Below are 17,875 nucleotides of genomic sequence, written 5' to 3'. Positions count from 1 at the left end.
ACAGAGAGGGAAAATACACACTCTGTGGGTGTTTTTATTTATAGGTTAGACAAGCTCTTTTGATACAACGAATTTACGATATGCACCGTGATGTGTTGGGCCTACGTATTCGTTGATCTTGAATGAATAACGGATAGCAGCTGTGATAAATTCTTTAGCAGTTTTTACTGCTTCTTTCACAGGTTTTCCTTTTGCAAGTTCTGCTGTAATTGCAGCAGAATATGTGCAACCTGCGCCGTGTGTATTTGTCGTATCAATTTTTTCTGATTCTAGAATGTCGAATGTCTCTCCATCATATAGGACGTCGATTGCAGTTTCGGTACCAAGCTTGCTACCGCCTTTAATTAGGACATATTTCGCACCTAAAGCATGGATTTTTTTCGCTGCTTCTTTCATGTCTTCAAGAGAATTAATCTTTACGCCACTTAATTGGTAAGCTTCAAATAAGTTTGGTGTGACAACTAATGCCTTTGGAACAAGAACGTCACGTAAGCAATCATTCGTTTCAGGATGTAATGCTTCATCAGCACCTTTACATACCATAACAGGGTCAACTACTACATTTTTGAAATTATGTTTTTCGATTGTTTCTGCAACCATTTCAATAATTTCTACCGATCCAAGCATACCTGTTTTTAAAGCATCTACGCCAACGCCCTCAATTGTCGTTTCTAATTGTGGTTTTAATGTAGAAGCTGGGATTGGGAATACGTTATGTGCCCAACCGTTATGTGGATCCATCGTTACGATTGTCGTAAGAGATGTCATTCCGTACACACCAAGTTCTTGGAATGTTTTTAAATCTGCTTGTATACCAGCACCGCCACTTGTGTCAGAACCAGCGATAGTAAGTGCTTTATTTAATGTCATTATGAAAAGCCCCCTCAGGTGATATAATGAAAACTATGTTTTCACCATTATATCAATGTTACGAATAAGTACAAAGTGAAAAGTAGATGATTTATGTTAGGAACTATGTAAAATCTTGTATGTAGGAGACGAATTATGTTTCAAGAGAATCGTACAAATGAATTAGTTATATTAAAAGAAATTGCAGAAACACTAAATACATCAAATGATACATATCATGTATTGCAAGCAGTGCTAGAAAAATTACTTAGTGTAACAGGTTTAACGACAGGATGGATATTTCTTGCGGATGAAAATGGTAGATATACAAAATTAATTGATTATCAATTACCAGAGGCACTTACATATGAAAACAAACGCCCGATGTGTGAAGGGGAATGTTGGTGTTTACGTGGCTTTGTGGAAGGAAAACTAGAGCGAGCTGTTAATATTATTGAATGTAAAAGAATTAATAATGCAATTGAATATAATTGGGGAGATACAGAAGGAATTCTTCATCATGCTACGGTTCCTTTAAAGGCTGGAGGAGAAAAATTTGGTTTGTTAAATGTGGCAAGCCCAGGTAAAACACATTTTTCAGAAGAAGAATTAGTATTGCTTCAATCAGTTGCCTTCCAAATTGGAACGGCTTTAAAACGAGCAAAGTTATATGAAAATGAAAAGCGAAGAGCACATTATTATGTGAAATTAGAACGGTTCATTCAAGTTTTAAGAACGATTCATCAATTTAATATATTGCCTGAAAAAGTTGTAGATCAATTAGGTGAAGTGTTTCAGTGGAATCAAGTCGCATTCTTTATTAGGGAAGAGAAAGAATTATCCTTGCGGGCATCTTATTGCCAGGAAGAATGGCAGGAGGATATAAAAGAAGCGGCGAAAGAAGCGTTAGAAAAAGGTGAACCTATTTTATTAAACGATCAAATCAGTCATAAGATTGCCTCTAATAGGACGGTTATCGCCACCCCAATACAGATTCAAACTCACATATTTGGTGTTTTATGTGTTAGTTCAAATAATGGTGAATTTGATGTAAATACGTTAGATGTACTTCAAGCAATAACAAATCATATTTCTTTCGTGATAGAAAATTTAAGGTTAAATGAGCAACGACGTGAACTCGTACGAATGGAAGAAAGAAATCGATTAGCAAGGGACTTACATGACTCTGTTTCACAAAAGTTATTTTCGTTAACCTTTATGACAAAAGGCGCTGAGGCGGTTTTAAAAGGTCAAAACGAAAAAGTGGATCGATCTTTGCATGACATGCGTGAACTAGCGCAAGGAGCTTTAAAAGAAATGAGGACGTTAATTTGGCAATTACGTCCAGCGGGTTTGGAGAAAGGATTATTACCAGCTTTAAAGCAATATGGTGAAAGTTTGGGTTTGAAAATTCGAGAACAAGTTACAGGTGTCCGTGATTTGCCACGCGTAGTAGAGGAAGCGCTATGGAGAATTGGACAAGAAGCTTTAAATAATGTAAGTAAGCATGCAAATGTTAGAGAAGCGACGATTTATTTCAAAGTGACGGAGAAGAATGTATCGTTAGAAATAGTCGATCAAGGAACCGGCTTCGTAGAAAAGGATATAAAAGAGAAGAAATCACTTGGCATGACTACGATGCGAGAAAGAGTAGAATTAGTCGGTGGAACAATTAAAATTGTAAGTGATAAGAAAAGGACAAGTGTAAAAGTAAACGTACCATTATGATGTGAAAATGAGGGAAGTTTGTGAAAATAAAAGTATTGTTAGTTGATGATCATACAGTCGTTTTAAAAGGATTAGCATTTTTCTTAAGTACACAGGAAGATATAGAGTTAGTTGGAGAAGCAAGTAATGGGAAAGAGGCACTAATGAAAGTAGGGGAGACGAATCCTGATGTTGTACTAATGGATTTATATATGCCCGAAATGGATGGTGTTGAGGCGACAGCGTGTATTAAAAAAGAATATCCGAATGTGAAAGTAATTGTATTAACTAGCTTTTCTGATCAGGCGCATGTGTTACCAGCATTAAGGGCTGGAGCAAGCGGGTATATTTTAAAAGATGTAGAACCGGATCAGCTTGTTGAGGCTATTCGAAGTGCATATAAAGGTAATATTCAATTACATCCTGATATAGCAAATGCTCTTCTCTCTCAAACATTACCTGTAGAAGAAAAGGAAGAAGAGCCTTCTATTCAAGTGGATGTGTTAACAGCGAGAGAAAATGAAGTATTGCAGCTATTAGCGAAAGGGATGAGTAATAAAGAAATCGCTTCTGTTTTAGTTATTACGGAAAAAACGGTAAAAGCTCATGTAAGTAGTATTTTGAGTAAGTTGAATTTATCTGATCGTACGCAAGCAGCATTATATGCAGTAAAAAATGGAGTTGTATAAGACGAAAGTCGTAAGACCTAGTTCGCCTTTAGAAGGTGGACTTTTTTTATGGAAAAATACGTCTATGTGAGGACGAAATTGTCTTGATATAAAGATAAAATATGTTTGTAAGCAACAAAACAACAATTACAAGGGATACCTTTTTTGAAAGCATATAACAACAGAAGAGTTAGTACTAGGAGGAAAACATAATGACAAAAGTTTTATTCGTAAAAGCAAACAACCGTCCAGCGGAACAAGCAGTTAGTGTAAAATTATATGAAGCGTTTTTAGCAAGTTACAAAGAAGCGCATCCAAACGATACAGTAGTAGAACTTGATTTATATAAAGAAGAATTACCATATGTAGGCGTAGATATGATTAATGGTACATTCAAAGCTGGTAAAGGGTTTGATTTAACTGAAGAGGAAGCAAAAGCAGTAGCAGTTGCTGATAAGTATTTAAATCAATTCCTAGAAGCTGATAAAGTCGTTTTCGGTTTCCCATTATGGAACTTAACGATTCCAGCAGTGTTACACACATATATTGATTATTTAAACCGTGCTGGTAAAACGTTTAAATATACGCCAGAAGGTCCAGTTGGTCTAATTGGAGATAAGAAGATTGCATTATTAAACGCGCGCGGCGGTGTATACTCTGAAGGTCCAGCAGCAGAAGTAGAAATGGCTGTTAAATATGTAGCAAGCATGATGGGCTTCTTCGGCGCAACAAACATGGAAACAGTAGTTATTGAAGGACATAACCAATTCCCAGATAAAGCAGAAGAAATCATTACAGCTGGTCTTGAAGAAGCAGCTAAAGTAGCAAGTAAATTTTAATTGAAAATAGAATCGTCACTCAAAAAAGTAGCATTAACAGATAAACGTTAATGCTACTTTTTTATATTTTAAGTTCGTCAGCTAGTTTTTCTAACTGAATTCGATCTTGTATGTAATAGGTTCTTCCATCTTTCTTTAAGTAATTTTGTTGGCAAAATTGGTTTAATACATATAAAAGGTGACGGTAGCTAACATTTAAGTATTCCGAAACCTCAGTATGTTTTTCTATATAACTGTTATTTTGTTCTGTTAATAGAATAAACGCCGCTAATCGATTTTCGAACGGATAACTATTATTTTTAGCATAACTTTCTGTTCGGGTAATGGTTTTCTCACCGATAAATTTGCATAGTTTCTGTAGAAAGGTAGCATCTTGTAACAAAAGATGCTGACAATCTTTAAGAGGAAGCGCTAAGCATATACAATCTTCCATTACTTCCACCGTTTTCGTAACAGATTCTACGCCAATTAATCCTAATTCCCCAATGAACGAAGGTGCCTGAATAAAGTTAATCAAGGAGACCTTTCCGTTTTTGTGACTCATATATATTTTTGCTTTCCCAGAAATTAAGTAATAAAGATAAGGAACATCGACCCCTTCATTACATATCTTTTCTCTCTTCTGAAAGGAATGTAGTTCAGCATACGGTAAGATATCAAAAGAAAAAAGAGTATGGAAATTGTAAGTTTGTATGTAATGAGAGATTTCTTCGCTATTTCTGCTGACTTTCATGTTTTCACCTCATGTTTAGTATGAGATATCTCCTATTATTTTTACAAGAAAGAATGATACGATTTACGTAAATTTGTTTTTGTAGAAAAGAGAGTGTGAAGGGCTTATGAAAAAATATAAAACATTATTATTCGATGTAGATGATACATTGTTGGATTTTCAAAAGGCAGAAAAATCGGCATTACGTATGCTTTTTGAAGAGAAAGGGATGTCTCTCACTAGCGAGATTGAAGCGCAATATAAAAAAATTAATAAAAGTCTTTGGACTGCTTTTGAAGAAGGTAAAATAAATCGTGATGAAGTTGTAAATACACGATTTTCAATTTTGTTTAAAGAATACGGGGAAGAAGTAGATGGGATATTATTCGAAAATAATTATCGCAGTTACTTAGAAGAAGGAAATCAGCTCATGGAAGGTGCCTTACAATTTATAAATCAAATTCAAAGTGAGTACGATTTATATATAGTGACAAACGGTATTTCTAAGACGCAAGATAAACGATTACGTAATGCAGGGTTACATGCCTTGTTTCAAGATATTTTCGTTTCTGAAGATACAGGTTATCAAAAGCCGATGAAAGAGTATTTTGATTATGTTTTTGAAAGGATTCCTAACTTTGTTCCTGAAGAAGGGCTCATTATTGGGGATTCATTAAGCGCTGATATGAAAGGTGGATATGTAGCGGGAATTGATACTTGTTGGTTTAATCCAGAAAGGAAATTAAATGATAGTGGGATTATACCGACATATGAAGTGCATAATTTTGAGGAGTTATATGCATTATTGAAGCAACATGTGTAATGAGAATAGGCAGTGGAACCTTTGTCCACACTGCCTATTTTTTTTATTTGTAGTTTCGTTATGTTTTGGAAGTGGAAATGCATTTCCGATAGTAGCTGCCCCAAGCATTGGTAATAGTAAATTAAGCGGAGGTTTTAAAAGGTCTTTTTCAAATGGATATAGAATATATTTCTTCTGTTATGTACATTAAGTTCTTTGTATTTAATTTAGAACATTCAGAAAAACTAATTGACATGAGGAAATTATTGCTATAAAATCAACGGTAATTGCATAGTCTTATCAAGAAAAGGTGGAGGGACAGGCCCGATGAAACCTTGGCAACAGCCGTATAACGGAATTGTGCCAAATCCTGCAGGTAATAACCCTGAGAGATAAGAAAGAGCCTTTAGAGCGTGTTTCAAACTGCTCCTTTCTTGTTTTCAGGAAAGGGGCAGTTTTTTATTTTGTATAAAAGAAAGGAGAATGAGAAATGGGAGAATCATGGGGGAAAGGAACGATTTGTGTGCAAGGTGGCTATACGCCAAAGAATGGTGAACCGCGTGTTTTACCGCTTTATCAAAGTACAACGTATAAATACGATACTTCAGATGATTTAGCAGCGCTATTTAATTTAGAGGCAGAAGGATATATCTACACGCGTATTGGAAATCCTACTTTAGCTGCATTTGAGCAAAAGTTAGCGGATTTAGAGGGTGGTGTAGGTGCTGTTGCAACGGCTTCTGGGCAAGCTGCTATTATGCTTGCTGTTTTAAATATTTGTAGTAGCGGAGACCACTTGCTTTGTTCTTCCACAGTTTATGGCGGGACGTTTAATTTATTTGGAGTGAGTTTGCGTAAACTTGGTATCGATGTTACATTCTTTAATCCGAATTTAACTGCTGATGAAATTGTGGCCCTTGCTAATGATAAGACGAAACTCGTTTATGCAGAATCGCTAGGAAATCCGGCGATGAACGTTTTAAATTTCAAAGAACTTTCAGATGCAGCGAAAGAGTTGGAAGTACCTTTTATCGTGGATAATACATTAGCAACTCCTTATTTATGCCAAGCATTTGAACATGGAGCAAATATTATCGTTCATTCTACGACAAAATATATTGATGGTCATGCAAGTTCGTTAGGTGGCATTGTAATTGACGGAGGGAACTTCGATTGGACAAACGGGAAATATCCTGAACTAGTTGAACCGGATCCAAGTTATCACGGCGTAAGTTACGTTCAAAATTTTGGTGCAGCAGCTTATATTGTGAAGGCACGTGTTCAATTATTAAGAGACTACGGAAACTGTATGAGCCCATTTAATGCGTATATTAGCAATATCGGCTTAGAAACATTGCATTTACGAATGGAGCGTCATAGTGAAAATGCTCTTGCAGTTGCTAAATGGCTTGCTGATCATGAACGTATTGAATGGGTGAACTATCCGGGATTAAATAGTAATGAAAATTACTCGTTAGCACAAAAGTATTTGAAAAAAGGTGCTAGTGGTGTTTTAACATTCGGCATTAAGGGAGGATTAGAAGCAGCAAAAGAATTTATTTCAAATGTAAAACTAGCAACTCTCGTAACGCATGTGGCTGATGCGCGAACTTGCGTTATACATCCTGCTAGTACAACGCATAGACAATTAAGTGCCGAAGATCAGCGCTTAGCTGGCGTCACATCAGATTTAATTCGTTTATCAGTTGGCATAGAAGATGTTTCGGATATTATTGCAGATTTAGAAGCAGCGCTAGTCGGAGGCAAACAACATGCCGATCATAATTGATAAAGATTTGCCAGCTCGCAAAGTGTTGCAGGAGGAAAATATTTTTGTAATGACAAAAGAGCGAGCAGAAACACAAGATATCCGGGCATTGAAAATTGCTATATTAAATTTAATGCCTACAAAGCAAGAAACAGAAGCGCAATTACTTCGTTTAATTGGAAATACACCGTTGCAATTAGATGTTCATTTACTTCATATGGAATCGCATTTGTCTCGTAATGTTGCACAGGAACATTTAACGAGTTTCTATAAAACATTCCGTGATATTGAGAATGAGAAATTTGATGGACTCATTATTACAGGAGCACCAGTTGAAACCCTTTCTTTTGAAGAGGTAGATTATTGGGAAGAGCTTAAACGTATTATGGAGTATTCAAAAACGAATGTAACATCTACGCTTCATATTTGCTGGGGGGCACAGGCTGGTTTGTATCATCATTATGGCGTTCCAAAGTATCCTCTTAAGGAAAAAATGTTTGGTGTATTTGAACATGAAGTCCGTGAGCAACATGTGAAACTGTTACAAGGTTTTGATGAATTGTTTTTCGCCCCGCATTCGCGTCATACAGAAGTACGAGAGAGTGATATTAGAGAGGTGAAAGAATTAACATTATTAGCAAACTCTGAGGAAGCAGGTGTTCACCTTGTTATTGGGCAAGAAGGAAGACAAGTGTTTGCGCTCGGGCATAGTGAATATAGTTGTGATACGTTAAAGCAAGAATACGAACGGGACCGCCAAAAAGGGTTAAATATTGATGTGCCGAAAAACTATTTTAAGCATAATAATCCAAATGAGAAGCCGCTTGTAAGGTGGAGAAGCCATGGGAATCTATTATTCTCTAATTGGCTGAATTATTACGTGTATCAAGAAACCCCTTATGTATTATAAAAAAAGATTGTGTCACACGTGGCAACGTTTTCTTTGTAAAGATTAACCTATATTTTTCCGAATGTTCAAAAAACATTGTTTTTCAGATTTTTTATTCATATAATTTCATCTAAACACAATTTTTGAGGGGTGGACAGTATTATGAAAGAAATTCAAGTTGGCTTATTAGGTCTTGGGACAGTTGGTAGCGGAGTAGTTCGTATCATTACAGATCACCAAGAGCGACTTATACACCAAGTAGGTTGTCCTGTAAAAGTAACGAAAGTGCTAGTACAAAATATTGAAAAAGAGAGAGAAGTAGAGGTACCTTCTACTCTATTAACACAAGATGCACATGAAATTTTAGACAATCCAAACATCGACGTTGTCATCGAAGTAATGGGTGGCATTGATGATGCAAAAGCATATATTTTGCAAGCTTTACAAAGCGGGAAGCATGTTGTGACTGCCAATAAAGATTTAATGGCGTTACATGGGGCGGAACTCTTAGCGGTAGCAAAAGATAATAAAGCAGATTTGTTTTATGAAGCAAGTGTAGCCGGAGGGATTCCGATTTTACGAAGTATTGTAGAGGGACTTTCTTCAGATCTTATTACGAAAGTAATGGGAATTGTAAATGGAACGACAAATTTTATTTTGACGAAAATGTCAGATGAAGGGAGAGCATATAACGACGTGTTAAAAGAAGCCCAGCAACTTGGATTTGCAGAAGCGGATCCAACATCAGATGTAGAAGGTTTAGATGCAGCAAGAAAAATGACAATTTTGGCTACCCTTGGTTTCTCTACAAATGTAGAGCTTGGAGATGTGAAGGTAAAAGGGATTACTTCTATTACAGAGGAAGATATCGAATACAGTAAGAGTTTAGGTTACACGATTAAACTAATCGGTCTTGCGAAGCGAGATGGTGAAAAATTAGAGGTTACAGTTGAACCGACTTTACTTCCAAATACACATCCTCTTGCGGCCGTGCAAAATGAATATAACGCTGTATATGTGTATGGTGAAGCAGTTGGAGAAACGATGTTTTATGGACCAGGTGCAGGAAGTTTACCGACAGCAACAGCTGTTGTTTCCGATTTAGTAGCTGTAATGCAAAATATTAGGTTAGGGGTAACAGGAAATAGTGCTGTAGTCCCGCAATATCAAAAAGTATTAAAAGAGCCAGACGAAATTGTTGTGAAGAAATTTTTAAGACTTCATGTGAAAGATGAAATTGGTGTATTTGCAAAAATTACTTCGTTATTCTCTGAGCGTGGCGTTAGCTTTGAAAAAATTATTCAAATGCCACTTGAAGAGAAAGGAAAAGCTGAAATTGTAATTGTAACGCATCGTGCTTCTCTTGCTGATTATGATTATATTCTACATACGTTGCAAGGGTATGAAGAAATAGATTGTTTGAAAGCAAACTATCGAATTGAAGGGGATGCAAAGTAGTATCTCCTCTAAGAAAAAACCTATTAAGCGGCTTGCTTAATAGGTTTTTTTCTATTTAAAATCTTCGTACCAACTTGAATAAATGCTTGGATAATCCAGCCTGTTGTAAAAGATAAGATGATTGTTCCAAAATAGATAGGTCCATCTAATAAAAAGCTTAATGTTAAAAATAAAAACGCTAACGAAATTTCTGTTCTTCTAAATGTCCATTTCTTTTTCTCAGCAACTGTTAAAACGAAAGCTTCTTGCGGTGCTGCACAAAGGTTTGTAGAGACATAAAGACCAATTCCGGCTCCAACGAATAGATTTCCGCAAATAAGTGTTATATATTTTGGAAGAGAACGGACAGCGTCCATAATAGTTGTAATGGAACCAATCCAATCAACAAAAAGAGAGATAAGAACCATTGTTACGATTGTACCGATTGTAATTTGTCTTTTATTCCAAAAGAGGACGATAAGGGTAAAGGCAAAATTAATCATGAAAATCCAAAAACCGATACTTATCCCGAAATTTTGATATAGTGCAATAAAGAAGGAATCATAAGGGCTAAGTCCAAAGGAAGTAATGGTCGTCATCATATTAATACCGATGGCGAGAATGAGTAGACCACCAATGAAAAATATATATTCTAATTTGAATCGAAGCATAGTTGTATATCCTTTCAAAATGTATTTGCTAGGAAAGGATATATTGTGGAAAGCTTACCAGGTCAAGGGAGAATTTTTGCAGGGAAGGGGAAAATGAGATGACGAATATAAGAAAGATTGCGGAACTTGCTGGGGTATCTGTTTCAACTGTTTCACGTGTACTAAATAATCATCCATATGTGAATGAGCAGAAGCGAAAAGAAATTTTAGCAATTATAGAAGAATTAAACTATACGCAAAATGTGAATGCAATTCATTTAGTGAAAGGAAAAACGAATGTAATTGGCGTTTTATTACCGCACGTTAATGATCAATATTATAGTGCCATTATTGAGGGAATATCAAAGGAAACAGCAAAGAATAATTATAATATGATGCTTTGTCAGACGAATTATAGCGAGGAAAGAGAATTAGAAATTTTGAATATGTTAAAAATGAAAAAGCTTGATGGGGTTATTATATGTTCTCGGGCAAATAGTAAGGAGAAGCTCGAAGAATATACGAAATTCGGCCCGATTGTTATGTGTGAAGAAATAGATTCAAAATGCATTTCAAGTGTACATGTTGATTACTATAAAGTGTTTTCACAAGGGATGAAAAACTTAATAGATGCTGGTCATACACGTATTGGGTATTGCATTGGAAGAAGTAATAGCATTAATAGCCAGAGAAGAAAACAAGCATATGCGGATTCACTTCAACAGATTGCTGAAAAACCGATAGGAACTTGGAAGTTTGAAGGCTGTTTTACGGTGGAAGATGGGCGTAATGTAATTAGGGAGTGGGCCTCTATGTCAGTAAAGCCAACTGCGTTTCTTGTATCTTGTAACCATATTGCAGCGGGAATGGTAACGGAGGCGAAAAAACAAAGAATTCGTATTCCAGAAGATGTTACGATTATCGGTTGTGATGATCAAGATGTAGCAGACATTTTAGGCATTACGACGATTTCATATTCTAGTAAAAATGTTGGCGTGAAGGCATTTGAATTATTATATGAAAAGATTAATGATGAGCAAATAGATGTAAAGCACGTAGAGTTATTGCCAGAATTCGTACAAAGGGAAACAACATAATAGATAAGGTATGAAAATCGCTTTTCAAAATTGCGTTTGGTATAATTATGGACAATCTATGAGGGCTAAAAGGGGTTTTGATATGAGATCAAAAGTAGTAAAAGTAATTCTACTCATTACAATTGCATCTTTCTGTTTATTTGCATATGGCTTTGTTTCAGGTGTAAATGATGTATTAAATCCGAAAGCTTCAAATTTAATTAAAAAGACCGATGTAGTGGCAAAAGAGAAAAAGAAAACGGGAACGTTACAAATCGTCAGTTTAGGTGATTCATTGACGCGTGGCGTTGGTGATAAAGAAGGAATTGGCTATGTTGGGCGAATGAAAGAGGATTTACAAAAAGATTATAAGCAAAAAATTGCATTAACAAATTTAGCAGTTAGTGGTGCAAAAATGCCTGATTTATTAAAACAAATTGAAAGTAGTGGCGCTCAATATTCAATTAAACAAGCAGATGTAATTGTTTTAACGATTGGAGGAAATGATTTATTTCCAGGCTGGGAATCGCTTGGAAAGATAGATTTAGAAACATATCGTCCTGATACAGAAACATTCCAAAATGAAGCGAAGAAAATTATAGAAGAAATTCGTAAATTAAATACAGATAGCCCTATTTTTTGGCTAGGTTTATATAATCCTTTTGAAGATGTAGAAGATTTAAAGGGGTCTTCAAACATTGTTGTAGACTGGAATGCATCTTTAGAAAAATTAGCGATAAATAATAAAAATGTGTATATTACACCAACATTTGATTTATTCCAAAACCGTGGGAAAGATTTATTATACTCCGATCATTTCCATCCGAATGAAGTAGGGTATACATATATGGCGGACCGATTAGTTCAAAATGTAGCAAGTAAATTAAAACTAGAACAAGGAGGGGTAAAATGACGACGATACTTTCCGTACGAGACTTGAAGAAGGTAATTGGAAAGAAGACTCTTGTAGAGAATATTTCCTTTGATGTAAAGCAAGGAGAAGTGTTCGGGTTCTTAGGACCAAATGGTGCTGGAAAGACGACTACCATTCGAATGTTAGTCGGATTAATTAAGGCGACAGAAGGTACGATTTCTATCGGTGGTTATTCGATTAAGGAAAATTTTAGAGAAGCGATGCGTCAAATTGGGAGTATCGTTGAAAACCCAGAGTTGTATACATATTTAACGGGATGGGAAAATTTAAAGCAATTTGCTCGTATGTTAGGTGATATATCAGATGAACGTATTATTGAAATTGCTGAAATGGTTCATTTAGATGAAAGAATTCATGACAAGGTAAAAACGTACTCACTTGGTATGAAACAACGACTTGGAATTGCGCAGGCGCTCCTTGGGAATCCAAAATTGCTCATATTAGATGAGCCAACGAATGGTTTAGATCCAGCAGGGATTAGAGAACTTAGGGAATTTATACATAAGCTTGTAAAAGAAGAAAATATGAGCGTGTTTATTTCAAGTCATTTGCTAAGTGAAGTGCAAATGATATGCGATCGCGTTGCTATTATTCATAAAGGAAAGATGATAACAGTTGCCAAGGTTGAAGAGTTAATTAAAACAGCAAGTGATCGTGTAGAATGGATTGTTACGCCGATTGGGAAGGCAAAAGATATGCTAGAAGATGCTGAGGAAGTAAGAGAAGTGAGTATAGAAGGTGATCGATTACTATGCCGCATGAATATCGCATCTATAAGTAATTGGAATAAACATTTTGTAGAAAACGGGATAGATGTACATAGTGTTAAGGAACTTGTATTTACGCTAGAAGATTTATTTATTGAACTCACAAGGGGTGAGCAGCATGCGTGAATTTGCGAATCTAGTTTTAAACGAATCGGAGAAGATTTATCGTAAGAAGCGTATTTTTGTTGTTATGCTTATTTTAGCAATCTTAATCCCGCTCTTCGTGTATGCGCAGTATCGTGAAATAGAAACGACACAAAAAAGGCTAGGTACAACGGATTGGAAAGTTTCGCTGCAGCAACAAATTGTTGATTCTCAAAACCGTTTGAACAATTCTAGGTTGCCAGAAGAATGGCGTGATTGGTTAAAGGTAAGAGTTGAGCAGCAACAATATTATTTAGATCATGATATTAATCCGATGGCACCGGGCGCACCAACTTTTGTAAGGGCGTTTATTGAGCAAGGGATTACATTATTTATTCCACTTCTCGTAATGATTGTCGCCATTGATATTGTTTCAGGAGAACGAAGTGATGGAACGATGAAGATGTTACTTACGCGGCCGATTAGGCGCTGGAAAATACTCCTTAGTAAATACGTAACGATGTTATTTTTCATTTCGCTCATACTGCTCCTTGTAGGTGTGTTTGCATACATATTATCAGGGCTTGTATTTGGATACTCGGGATGGAATTTACCTGTGTTAACTGGATTTGTTATTGATAAGGAAACGTTAAATACGAATTTTGTACATCTTATTCCGCAATGGCAATATATCTTGATGGCGTATGGATTAGCTTGGTTTGTTGCTATCGTTGTCGGAACTATATCATTTATGGTCTCTGTTTTAATTCGTAATACACCAGCTGGTATGGGCGTTATGCTAGCTGCATTAATTGCAGGCGGTATTTTAAGCTCGTTCGCAACATCTTGGGAAGGTGCGAAATATATTTTTAGTGTGAATTTATCATTAACAGATTATCTATCAGGAAAACTACCTGCATTACAAGGTTTATCGATGGAGTTTTCTTTAATGAATTTAACGGTTTGGGCAGTTGTTTCCCTTATTATTTCGTTCGTAGTATTTACAAAACAGGATATGGTGAATTAATTAGACAGGAAGTGACAGTATGGAAAATGTTTTAAAGAATGATTGGGGGCCATTATTGGCACCAGAATTTGAGAAAGAATATTATCGTAAGCTAGCTGATTTTTTGAAAGAAGAGTACAGTACACATGTTGTTTACCCAAAGAAAGAAGATATTTTTAACGCTCTAGAGTATACAAGTTATGAAAATACAAAGGTCGTTATTTTAGGACAAGATCCATATCATGGACCGAATCAAGCGCATGGTTTAAGCTTTTCTGTGCAACCCGGTATTAAAACGCCACCGTCATTGTTAAATATGTATAAAGAGCTTCGAGATGAATATGGGTATGACATTCCGAATAACGGTTATTTAGTGAAATGGGCAGAGCAAGGAGTATTACTACTAAATACTGTATTAACAGTTCGACAAGGCGAAGCAAATTCTCATAAGGGAAAAGGATGGGAGCATTTCACAGATCGCGTAATTGAGCTATTAAATGAACGTGAAAAGCCAGTTATTTTCATATTGTGGGGACGCCATGCACAGGCGAAGAAAAAATTAATTACAAATACGAAGCACCACATTATCGAATCTGTACATCCAAGCCCACTATCAGCAAGACGTGGTTTCTTCGGAAGTAAGCCATACTCTAAAGTAAATACGATTTTAGCTAATATGGGTGAGAGGGAAATTGATTGGGAAATTCCAAATTTGTAAATAAAAAAGGTAGTTAACAGTCGTTAACTACCTTTTCATTATTGTTGCTCGTTCTTTAATTTTGCATCTAGTACAAACGTGCCAAATGGGATAACTGATGAAACGAATGCCCCAAGTGCCCATAAAATTGATTTACGGTGTACGATTGTTACTTGAATTACTGCGAAGATAAATAAAATAAATAAAACACCGTGAGCCATGCCTGTAATTTTAACAGCTGTTGCAAATCCTGCGAAATATTTTAATGGCATTGCTACAAATAATAGTAGTAGAAAAGAAATCCCCTCAATAAGTCCAATTGCTCTTAATCGTCCGATTGGTGTAGATAACATGTAAAATAGCCTCCCTTAACGTATGCTTGTTTATAGTAAATTTGTATTCTTTTTTAAAATAAAATAGTCTATTTTGTTTCATTATATACAAAAAGAAAGTTTACACTACGAGAATAGTGCAAAGTTCAAAATATAGTCACAAAAGCATGGTAATTTAAATAAAAACCTATTTGAAGTGTTTGACTTCAAATAGGTTTTATGAGTGGAAATATTAAACAAGTGCTTCTTTTTTTAGTACGAACTTCTCTACAACTTTTGCTACACCATCGTTCATATTTGTATCTGTTACATAGTTTGCAATTTCCTTAATATCATCAGGTGCATTGCCCATTGCAACACCAAGACCGGCGAATTCAATCATCGCCTGATCGTTATAGCTATCGCCCATTGCGATAACTTCTTCGCGCTTAATGCCAAGTTTTTGGATTAATTGGTTTAAGCTCGTTCCTTTTGTAACACCGGCTTCAGTAAATTCTAAGAAGAATGGTTTAGAACGCATAACGCTTAATTGTCCTTCTAGTTGTTTTTGTAGCTTTGATTCTACCATTTGTAAGTGTTCTGGATTTTCTACCATTAATACTTTTACAACTGGTTGTTGCACAGCTTCCTTCAAGTTAGTTACTTCTACAATTGGCATACCTGTAATTTGACCTTCAATTTCTGTATAAGAGTTATTTTTTTCAGTAATAATATCGTCGCCAATGTATGTGTGGATCCAGACGTCTTCTTCTTTACTAATATCGTATAAACTGTGAACGATTTCAGGAGATAACGTACTACTGAATAATTCTTCATCTGTTTTACAGTTAATAATTTTTGCACCGTTAAACGAAAGGATGAAGCTACCATACTTTTCTAAATGTAGTTCTTTTGCGATTGCACGCATTGCGAATGTTGGACGCCCGGAAGCAAGTACAACTTTTACACCTTGTTCTTGTGCAGTCATTAGAGCTTCTTTCGTACGAGGTGAAATAGTATGGTCGTCACGTAATAAAGTATCATCTAAATCTAAAACAATCATTTTATAAGTCATATTGAAAATTCCCTTCTTTATTTAAATCAAATATATGTTCATGGAGATGTAAGAAATAATAGTAAGACATCGAACCTCTTTAAAAAGAAGTAGATTCATTTTTATGAGTGTTTTTCTCATCATATTAATTAATAATCATTGGGGATGGACAAAACCCCAATGATTAAATGTTTATTTTATCGTAACAACTCTAAAGGTAGAGTGCAATAATGGAAGTTTTCCAATTTACGATACTTGTTTTATTGTCGAACGAGAAAATAGTATTTCTAGTAAGATTGCCATTACAGCCCCAAGAACGAGACCATTACTTAGGAATGAAGCTAGAAATGGTGGAAGCGTGGAATATGCTCCTGCTGGAACGAACATAACCCCAATTCCTGTGAAGATTGACAGACCTGCTACTTTAAATAATCGTTCTTTATCCTGTACTGTTTCGTATTCTCGAAAGGCGAGACCGATCATGCTTGCAAATACAGGATAAATGGCAGCATAACCAACTGCAACTGGGATTGCCGCAAAGAATGAAGTGATCTTTGGGAATATACTAACGACAATAATAAAGCTTGACCCTAATATAAATGGGAGGCGTTTATAAATATTAGTCGTTGCAATAAAACCTGCTGATCCAGAAATAGCGACAGGTCCGATAGCCGAAAACAGGCCGCCTAGTAATTGATTGATTCCTGTTATAATACCGGCCTGTTTAAAACGATCTGATGCAGCATTTTCTTCATATTTAGAGACAACCTTTTGTACAACGCGAATACTTGCTAACATATTTGTTAGAAGTAAGAGTGTAACGAAAATGACCGTAATTACCATGTTCCATTCAACACGAGGCATTCCGAAAACAAATAAGGATGGAAAACGGATTATGTCTGTCACTGGTGTTATTGGATTGGATAATCCAAAGCATGCGAATAATATCCAGCCGCAAACGATACTGAAAAGAACAGAATATTGTCCGATAATAGGTAGCTTCATGATGAAAAAGGATAGTAAAATAACAATGAGTGAAAGAATAAATACGTTAGGTTGTACTTCTGTATGTTTTCCATCCAGGCCGAACATTCCTTTTAAGAAGGAACCACTAAGTTGTGCAACAAGAAGAAATAAGTACGTTCCAATGACTGTCGGTGTAAAATAGCGAACGAGTTTATCAATAAGTCCAAAAACGCTAAGAATAATACAAATGATACCGCTTAATAAGAAAGCATATTGAAGAACTTTAAGTGTCTCATTGTTTGATCCAAATAATACGACACCTAAACTTGCATATAGGGAGAAAATTCCCCACCAAAGGCCAGCAGGACCTTCTTGAATAGGAAGTTTATGCCCAAATATAGCTTGTAAGAGACCAGCAAAGCCTAGAACAAATAATGTTCTTTGTACGAATGCGATAGCTTCAGCGCCATCAAGACCATAACTAGTTGCGACGCTAATTGGTACAATAAGACTCCCAGCTAAAATAAATAGTGCCCATTGTAAGGCGGAAAGAAATGTTTTCATTATATCAACCTCTTTCATAGATTCCGTATCTAGTATATATGTATTTCATTTCCACTGGCAAAGATTGTAGATAGAGAAAAGAGTTGAAACATGAT

The 17,875-nt window shown here is 35.8% G+C and carries 18 protein-coding genes and 1 riboswitch; of the genes, 12 read left to right on the top strand and 6 right to left on the bottom strand.

Features of this window, described 5'->3' with window-relative positions:
• Positions 1-45 precede the first annotated feature (45 nt).
• Positions 46-870, bottom strand: coding sequence for a pyridoxine/pyridoxal/pyridoxamine kinase (gene pdxK / locus NLJ82_RS26700; protein WP_000174249.1), 825 nt, complete (start codon positions 868-870; stop codon positions 46-48).
• 135 nt (positions 871-1,005) lie between these two features.
• On the opposite strand from pdxK, the gene NLJ82_RS26695 reads away from it, so the two are divergent.
• The 3 genes from NLJ82_RS26695 to NLJ82_RS26685 all read left to right on the top strand — a co-directional run bounded on the left by NLJ82_RS26695 (position 1,006) and on the right by NLJ82_RS26685 (position 4,063).
• On the top strand, positions 1,006-2,577 hold the full coding sequence (locus NLJ82_RS26695; RefSeq protein WP_000485103.1) for a GAF domain-containing sensor histidine kinase: 1,572 nt from the start codon (positions 1,006-1,008) through the stop codon (positions 2,575-2,577).
• Between the two features lie 20 nt (positions 2,578-2,597).
• On the top strand, positions 2,598-3,245 hold the full coding sequence (locus NLJ82_RS26690; protein ID WP_000695786.1) for a response regulator: 648 nt from the start codon (positions 2,598-2,600) through the stop codon (positions 3,243-3,245).
• A 191-nt stretch (positions 3,246-3,436) separates the two neighbouring features.
• A complete protein-coding gene (locus NLJ82_RS26685) occupies positions 3,437-4,063 on the top strand; it encodes an FMN-dependent NADH-azoreductase (RefSeq protein WP_000170050.1) in 627 nt (208 codons plus the stop codon).
• Positions 4,064-4,124: 61 nt separating this feature from the next.
• Here the strand turns inward: NLJ82_RS26685 and NLJ82_RS26680 are convergent, their stop codons facing one another.
• Positions 4,125-4,796 (bottom strand): transcriptional regulator YeiL, encoded by a 672-nt coding sequence (locus tag NLJ82_RS26680; RefSeq protein ID WP_000868836.1) that lies wholly within the window; start codon positions 4,794-4,796, stop codon positions 4,125-4,127.
• 106 nt (positions 4,797-4,902) lie between these two features.
• Between NLJ82_RS26680 and NLJ82_RS26675 the strand changes: the two genes are divergently transcribed.
• The 4 genes from NLJ82_RS26675 to NLJ82_RS26660 all read left to right on the top strand — a co-directional run bounded on the left by NLJ82_RS26675 (position 4,903) and on the right by NLJ82_RS26660 (position 9,692).
• Positions 4,903-5,598, top strand: coding sequence for a YjjG family noncanonical pyrimidine nucleotidase (locus NLJ82_RS26675; protein WP_000760174.1), 696 nt, complete (start codon positions 4,903-4,905; stop codon positions 5,596-5,598).
• Between the two features lie 273 nt (positions 5,599-5,871).
• Positions 5,872-5,976, top strand: a riboswitch (SAM riboswitch).
• A 91-nt stretch (positions 5,977-6,067) separates the two neighbouring features.
• The gene (locus NLJ82_RS26670; RefSeq protein WP_000504757.1) at positions 6,068-7,366 is read left to right on the top strand and encodes a bifunctional O-acetylhomoserine aminocarboxypropyltransferase/cysteine synthase; all 1,299 of its coding nucleotides are present in this window, start codon (positions 6,068-6,070) and stop codon (positions 7,364-7,366) included.
• On the top strand, positions 7,350-8,255 hold the full coding sequence (gene metA, locus NLJ82_RS26665) for a homoserine O-acetyltransferase MetA (protein ID WP_001121520.1): 906 nt from the start codon (positions 7,350-7,352) through the stop codon (positions 8,253-8,255). The genes NLJ82_RS26670 and metA overlap by 17 nt, the downstream gene beginning before the upstream one ends.
• Positions 8,256-8,396: 141 nt before the next feature.
• Positions 8,397-9,692, top strand: coding sequence for a homoserine dehydrogenase (locus NLJ82_RS26660; RefSeq protein WP_000659098.1), 1,296 nt, complete (start codon positions 8,397-8,399; stop codon positions 9,690-9,692).
• A gap of 23 nt (positions 9,693-9,715) precedes the next feature.
• Here the strand turns inward: NLJ82_RS26660 and NLJ82_RS26655 are convergent, their stop codons facing one another.
• Positions 9,716-10,342 carry a YczE/YyaS/YitT family protein gene (locus tag NLJ82_RS26655; RefSeq protein ID WP_000943413.1) on the bottom strand — a complete coding sequence of 209 codons (627 nt, stop codon included), beginning with the start codon at positions 10,340-10,342 and terminating at the stop codon, positions 9,716-9,718.
• Positions 10,343-10,440: 98 nt separating this feature from the next.
• Between NLJ82_RS26655 and NLJ82_RS26650 the strand changes: the two genes are divergently transcribed.
• From NLJ82_RS26650 to NLJ82_RS26630, 5 genes are read left to right on the top strand one after another with little or no spacing between them, the layout of a single operon-like run.
• Positions 10,441-11,418, top strand: coding sequence for a LacI family DNA-binding transcriptional regulator (locus tag NLJ82_RS26650; RefSeq protein WP_000181968.1), 978 nt, complete (start codon positions 10,441-10,443; stop codon positions 11,416-11,418).
• A 10-nt stretch (positions 11,419-11,428) separates the two neighbouring features.
• On the top strand, positions 11,429-12,310 hold the full coding sequence (locus NLJ82_RS26645; RefSeq protein ID WP_123805778.1) for an SGNH/GDSL hydrolase family protein: 882 nt from the start codon (positions 11,429-11,431) through the stop codon (positions 12,308-12,310).
• Positions 12,307-13,224, top strand: coding sequence for an ABC transporter ATP-binding protein (locus NLJ82_RS26640; protein WP_000207715.1), 918 nt, complete (start codon positions 12,307-12,309; stop codon positions 13,222-13,224). Before NLJ82_RS26645 ends, NLJ82_RS26640 begins: the two co-directional genes overlap by 4 nt.
• Complete coding sequence (locus NLJ82_RS26635) at positions 13,217-14,209, top strand: DUF2705 family protein (RefSeq protein WP_001206492.1); 993 nt, start codon at positions 13,217-13,219, stop codon at positions 14,207-14,209. Before NLJ82_RS26640 ends, NLJ82_RS26635 begins: the two co-directional genes overlap by 8 nt.
• A gap of 19 nt (positions 14,210-14,228) precedes the next feature.
• Positions 14,229-14,906 (top strand): uracil-DNA glycosylase, encoded by a 678-nt coding sequence (locus NLJ82_RS26630; protein ID WP_000432535.1) that lies wholly within the window; start codon positions 14,229-14,231, stop codon positions 14,904-14,906.
• Between the two features lie 38 nt (positions 14,907-14,944).
• Here the strand turns inward: NLJ82_RS26630 and NLJ82_RS26625 are convergent, their stop codons facing one another.
• The 3 genes from NLJ82_RS26625 to NLJ82_RS26615 form a co-directional block, all read right to left on the bottom strand.
• A complete protein-coding gene (locus NLJ82_RS26625) occupies positions 14,945-15,238 on the bottom strand; it encodes a DUF3817 domain-containing protein (RefSeq protein WP_000953390.1) in 294 nt (97 codons plus the stop codon).
• A 211-nt stretch (positions 15,239-15,449) separates the two neighbouring features.
• Positions 15,450-16,271, bottom strand: a complete 822-nt coding sequence (locus NLJ82_RS26620; protein WP_061185276.1) for a Cof-type HAD-IIB family hydrolase — start codon at positions 16,269-16,271, stop codon at positions 15,450-15,452.
• Positions 16,272-16,496: 225 nt separating this feature from the next.
• Positions 16,497-17,780, bottom strand: coding sequence for a purine/pyrimidine permease (locus NLJ82_RS26615; protein ID WP_000847023.1), 1,284 nt, complete (start codon positions 17,778-17,780; stop codon positions 16,497-16,499).
• Positions 17,781-17,875: the final 95 nt, after the last annotated feature.

The sequence above is a fragment of the Bacillus paranthracis genome (assembly GCF_024296885.1).
In the GTDB taxonomy this organism is placed as follows: Bacteria; Bacillota; Bacilli; order Bacillales; family Bacillaceae_G; genus Bacillus_A; species Bacillus_A paranthracis.
The sequence above is the reverse complement of the archived record's forward strand: the minus strand, read 5'-3'. Positions and strand labels throughout refer to the sequence as shown.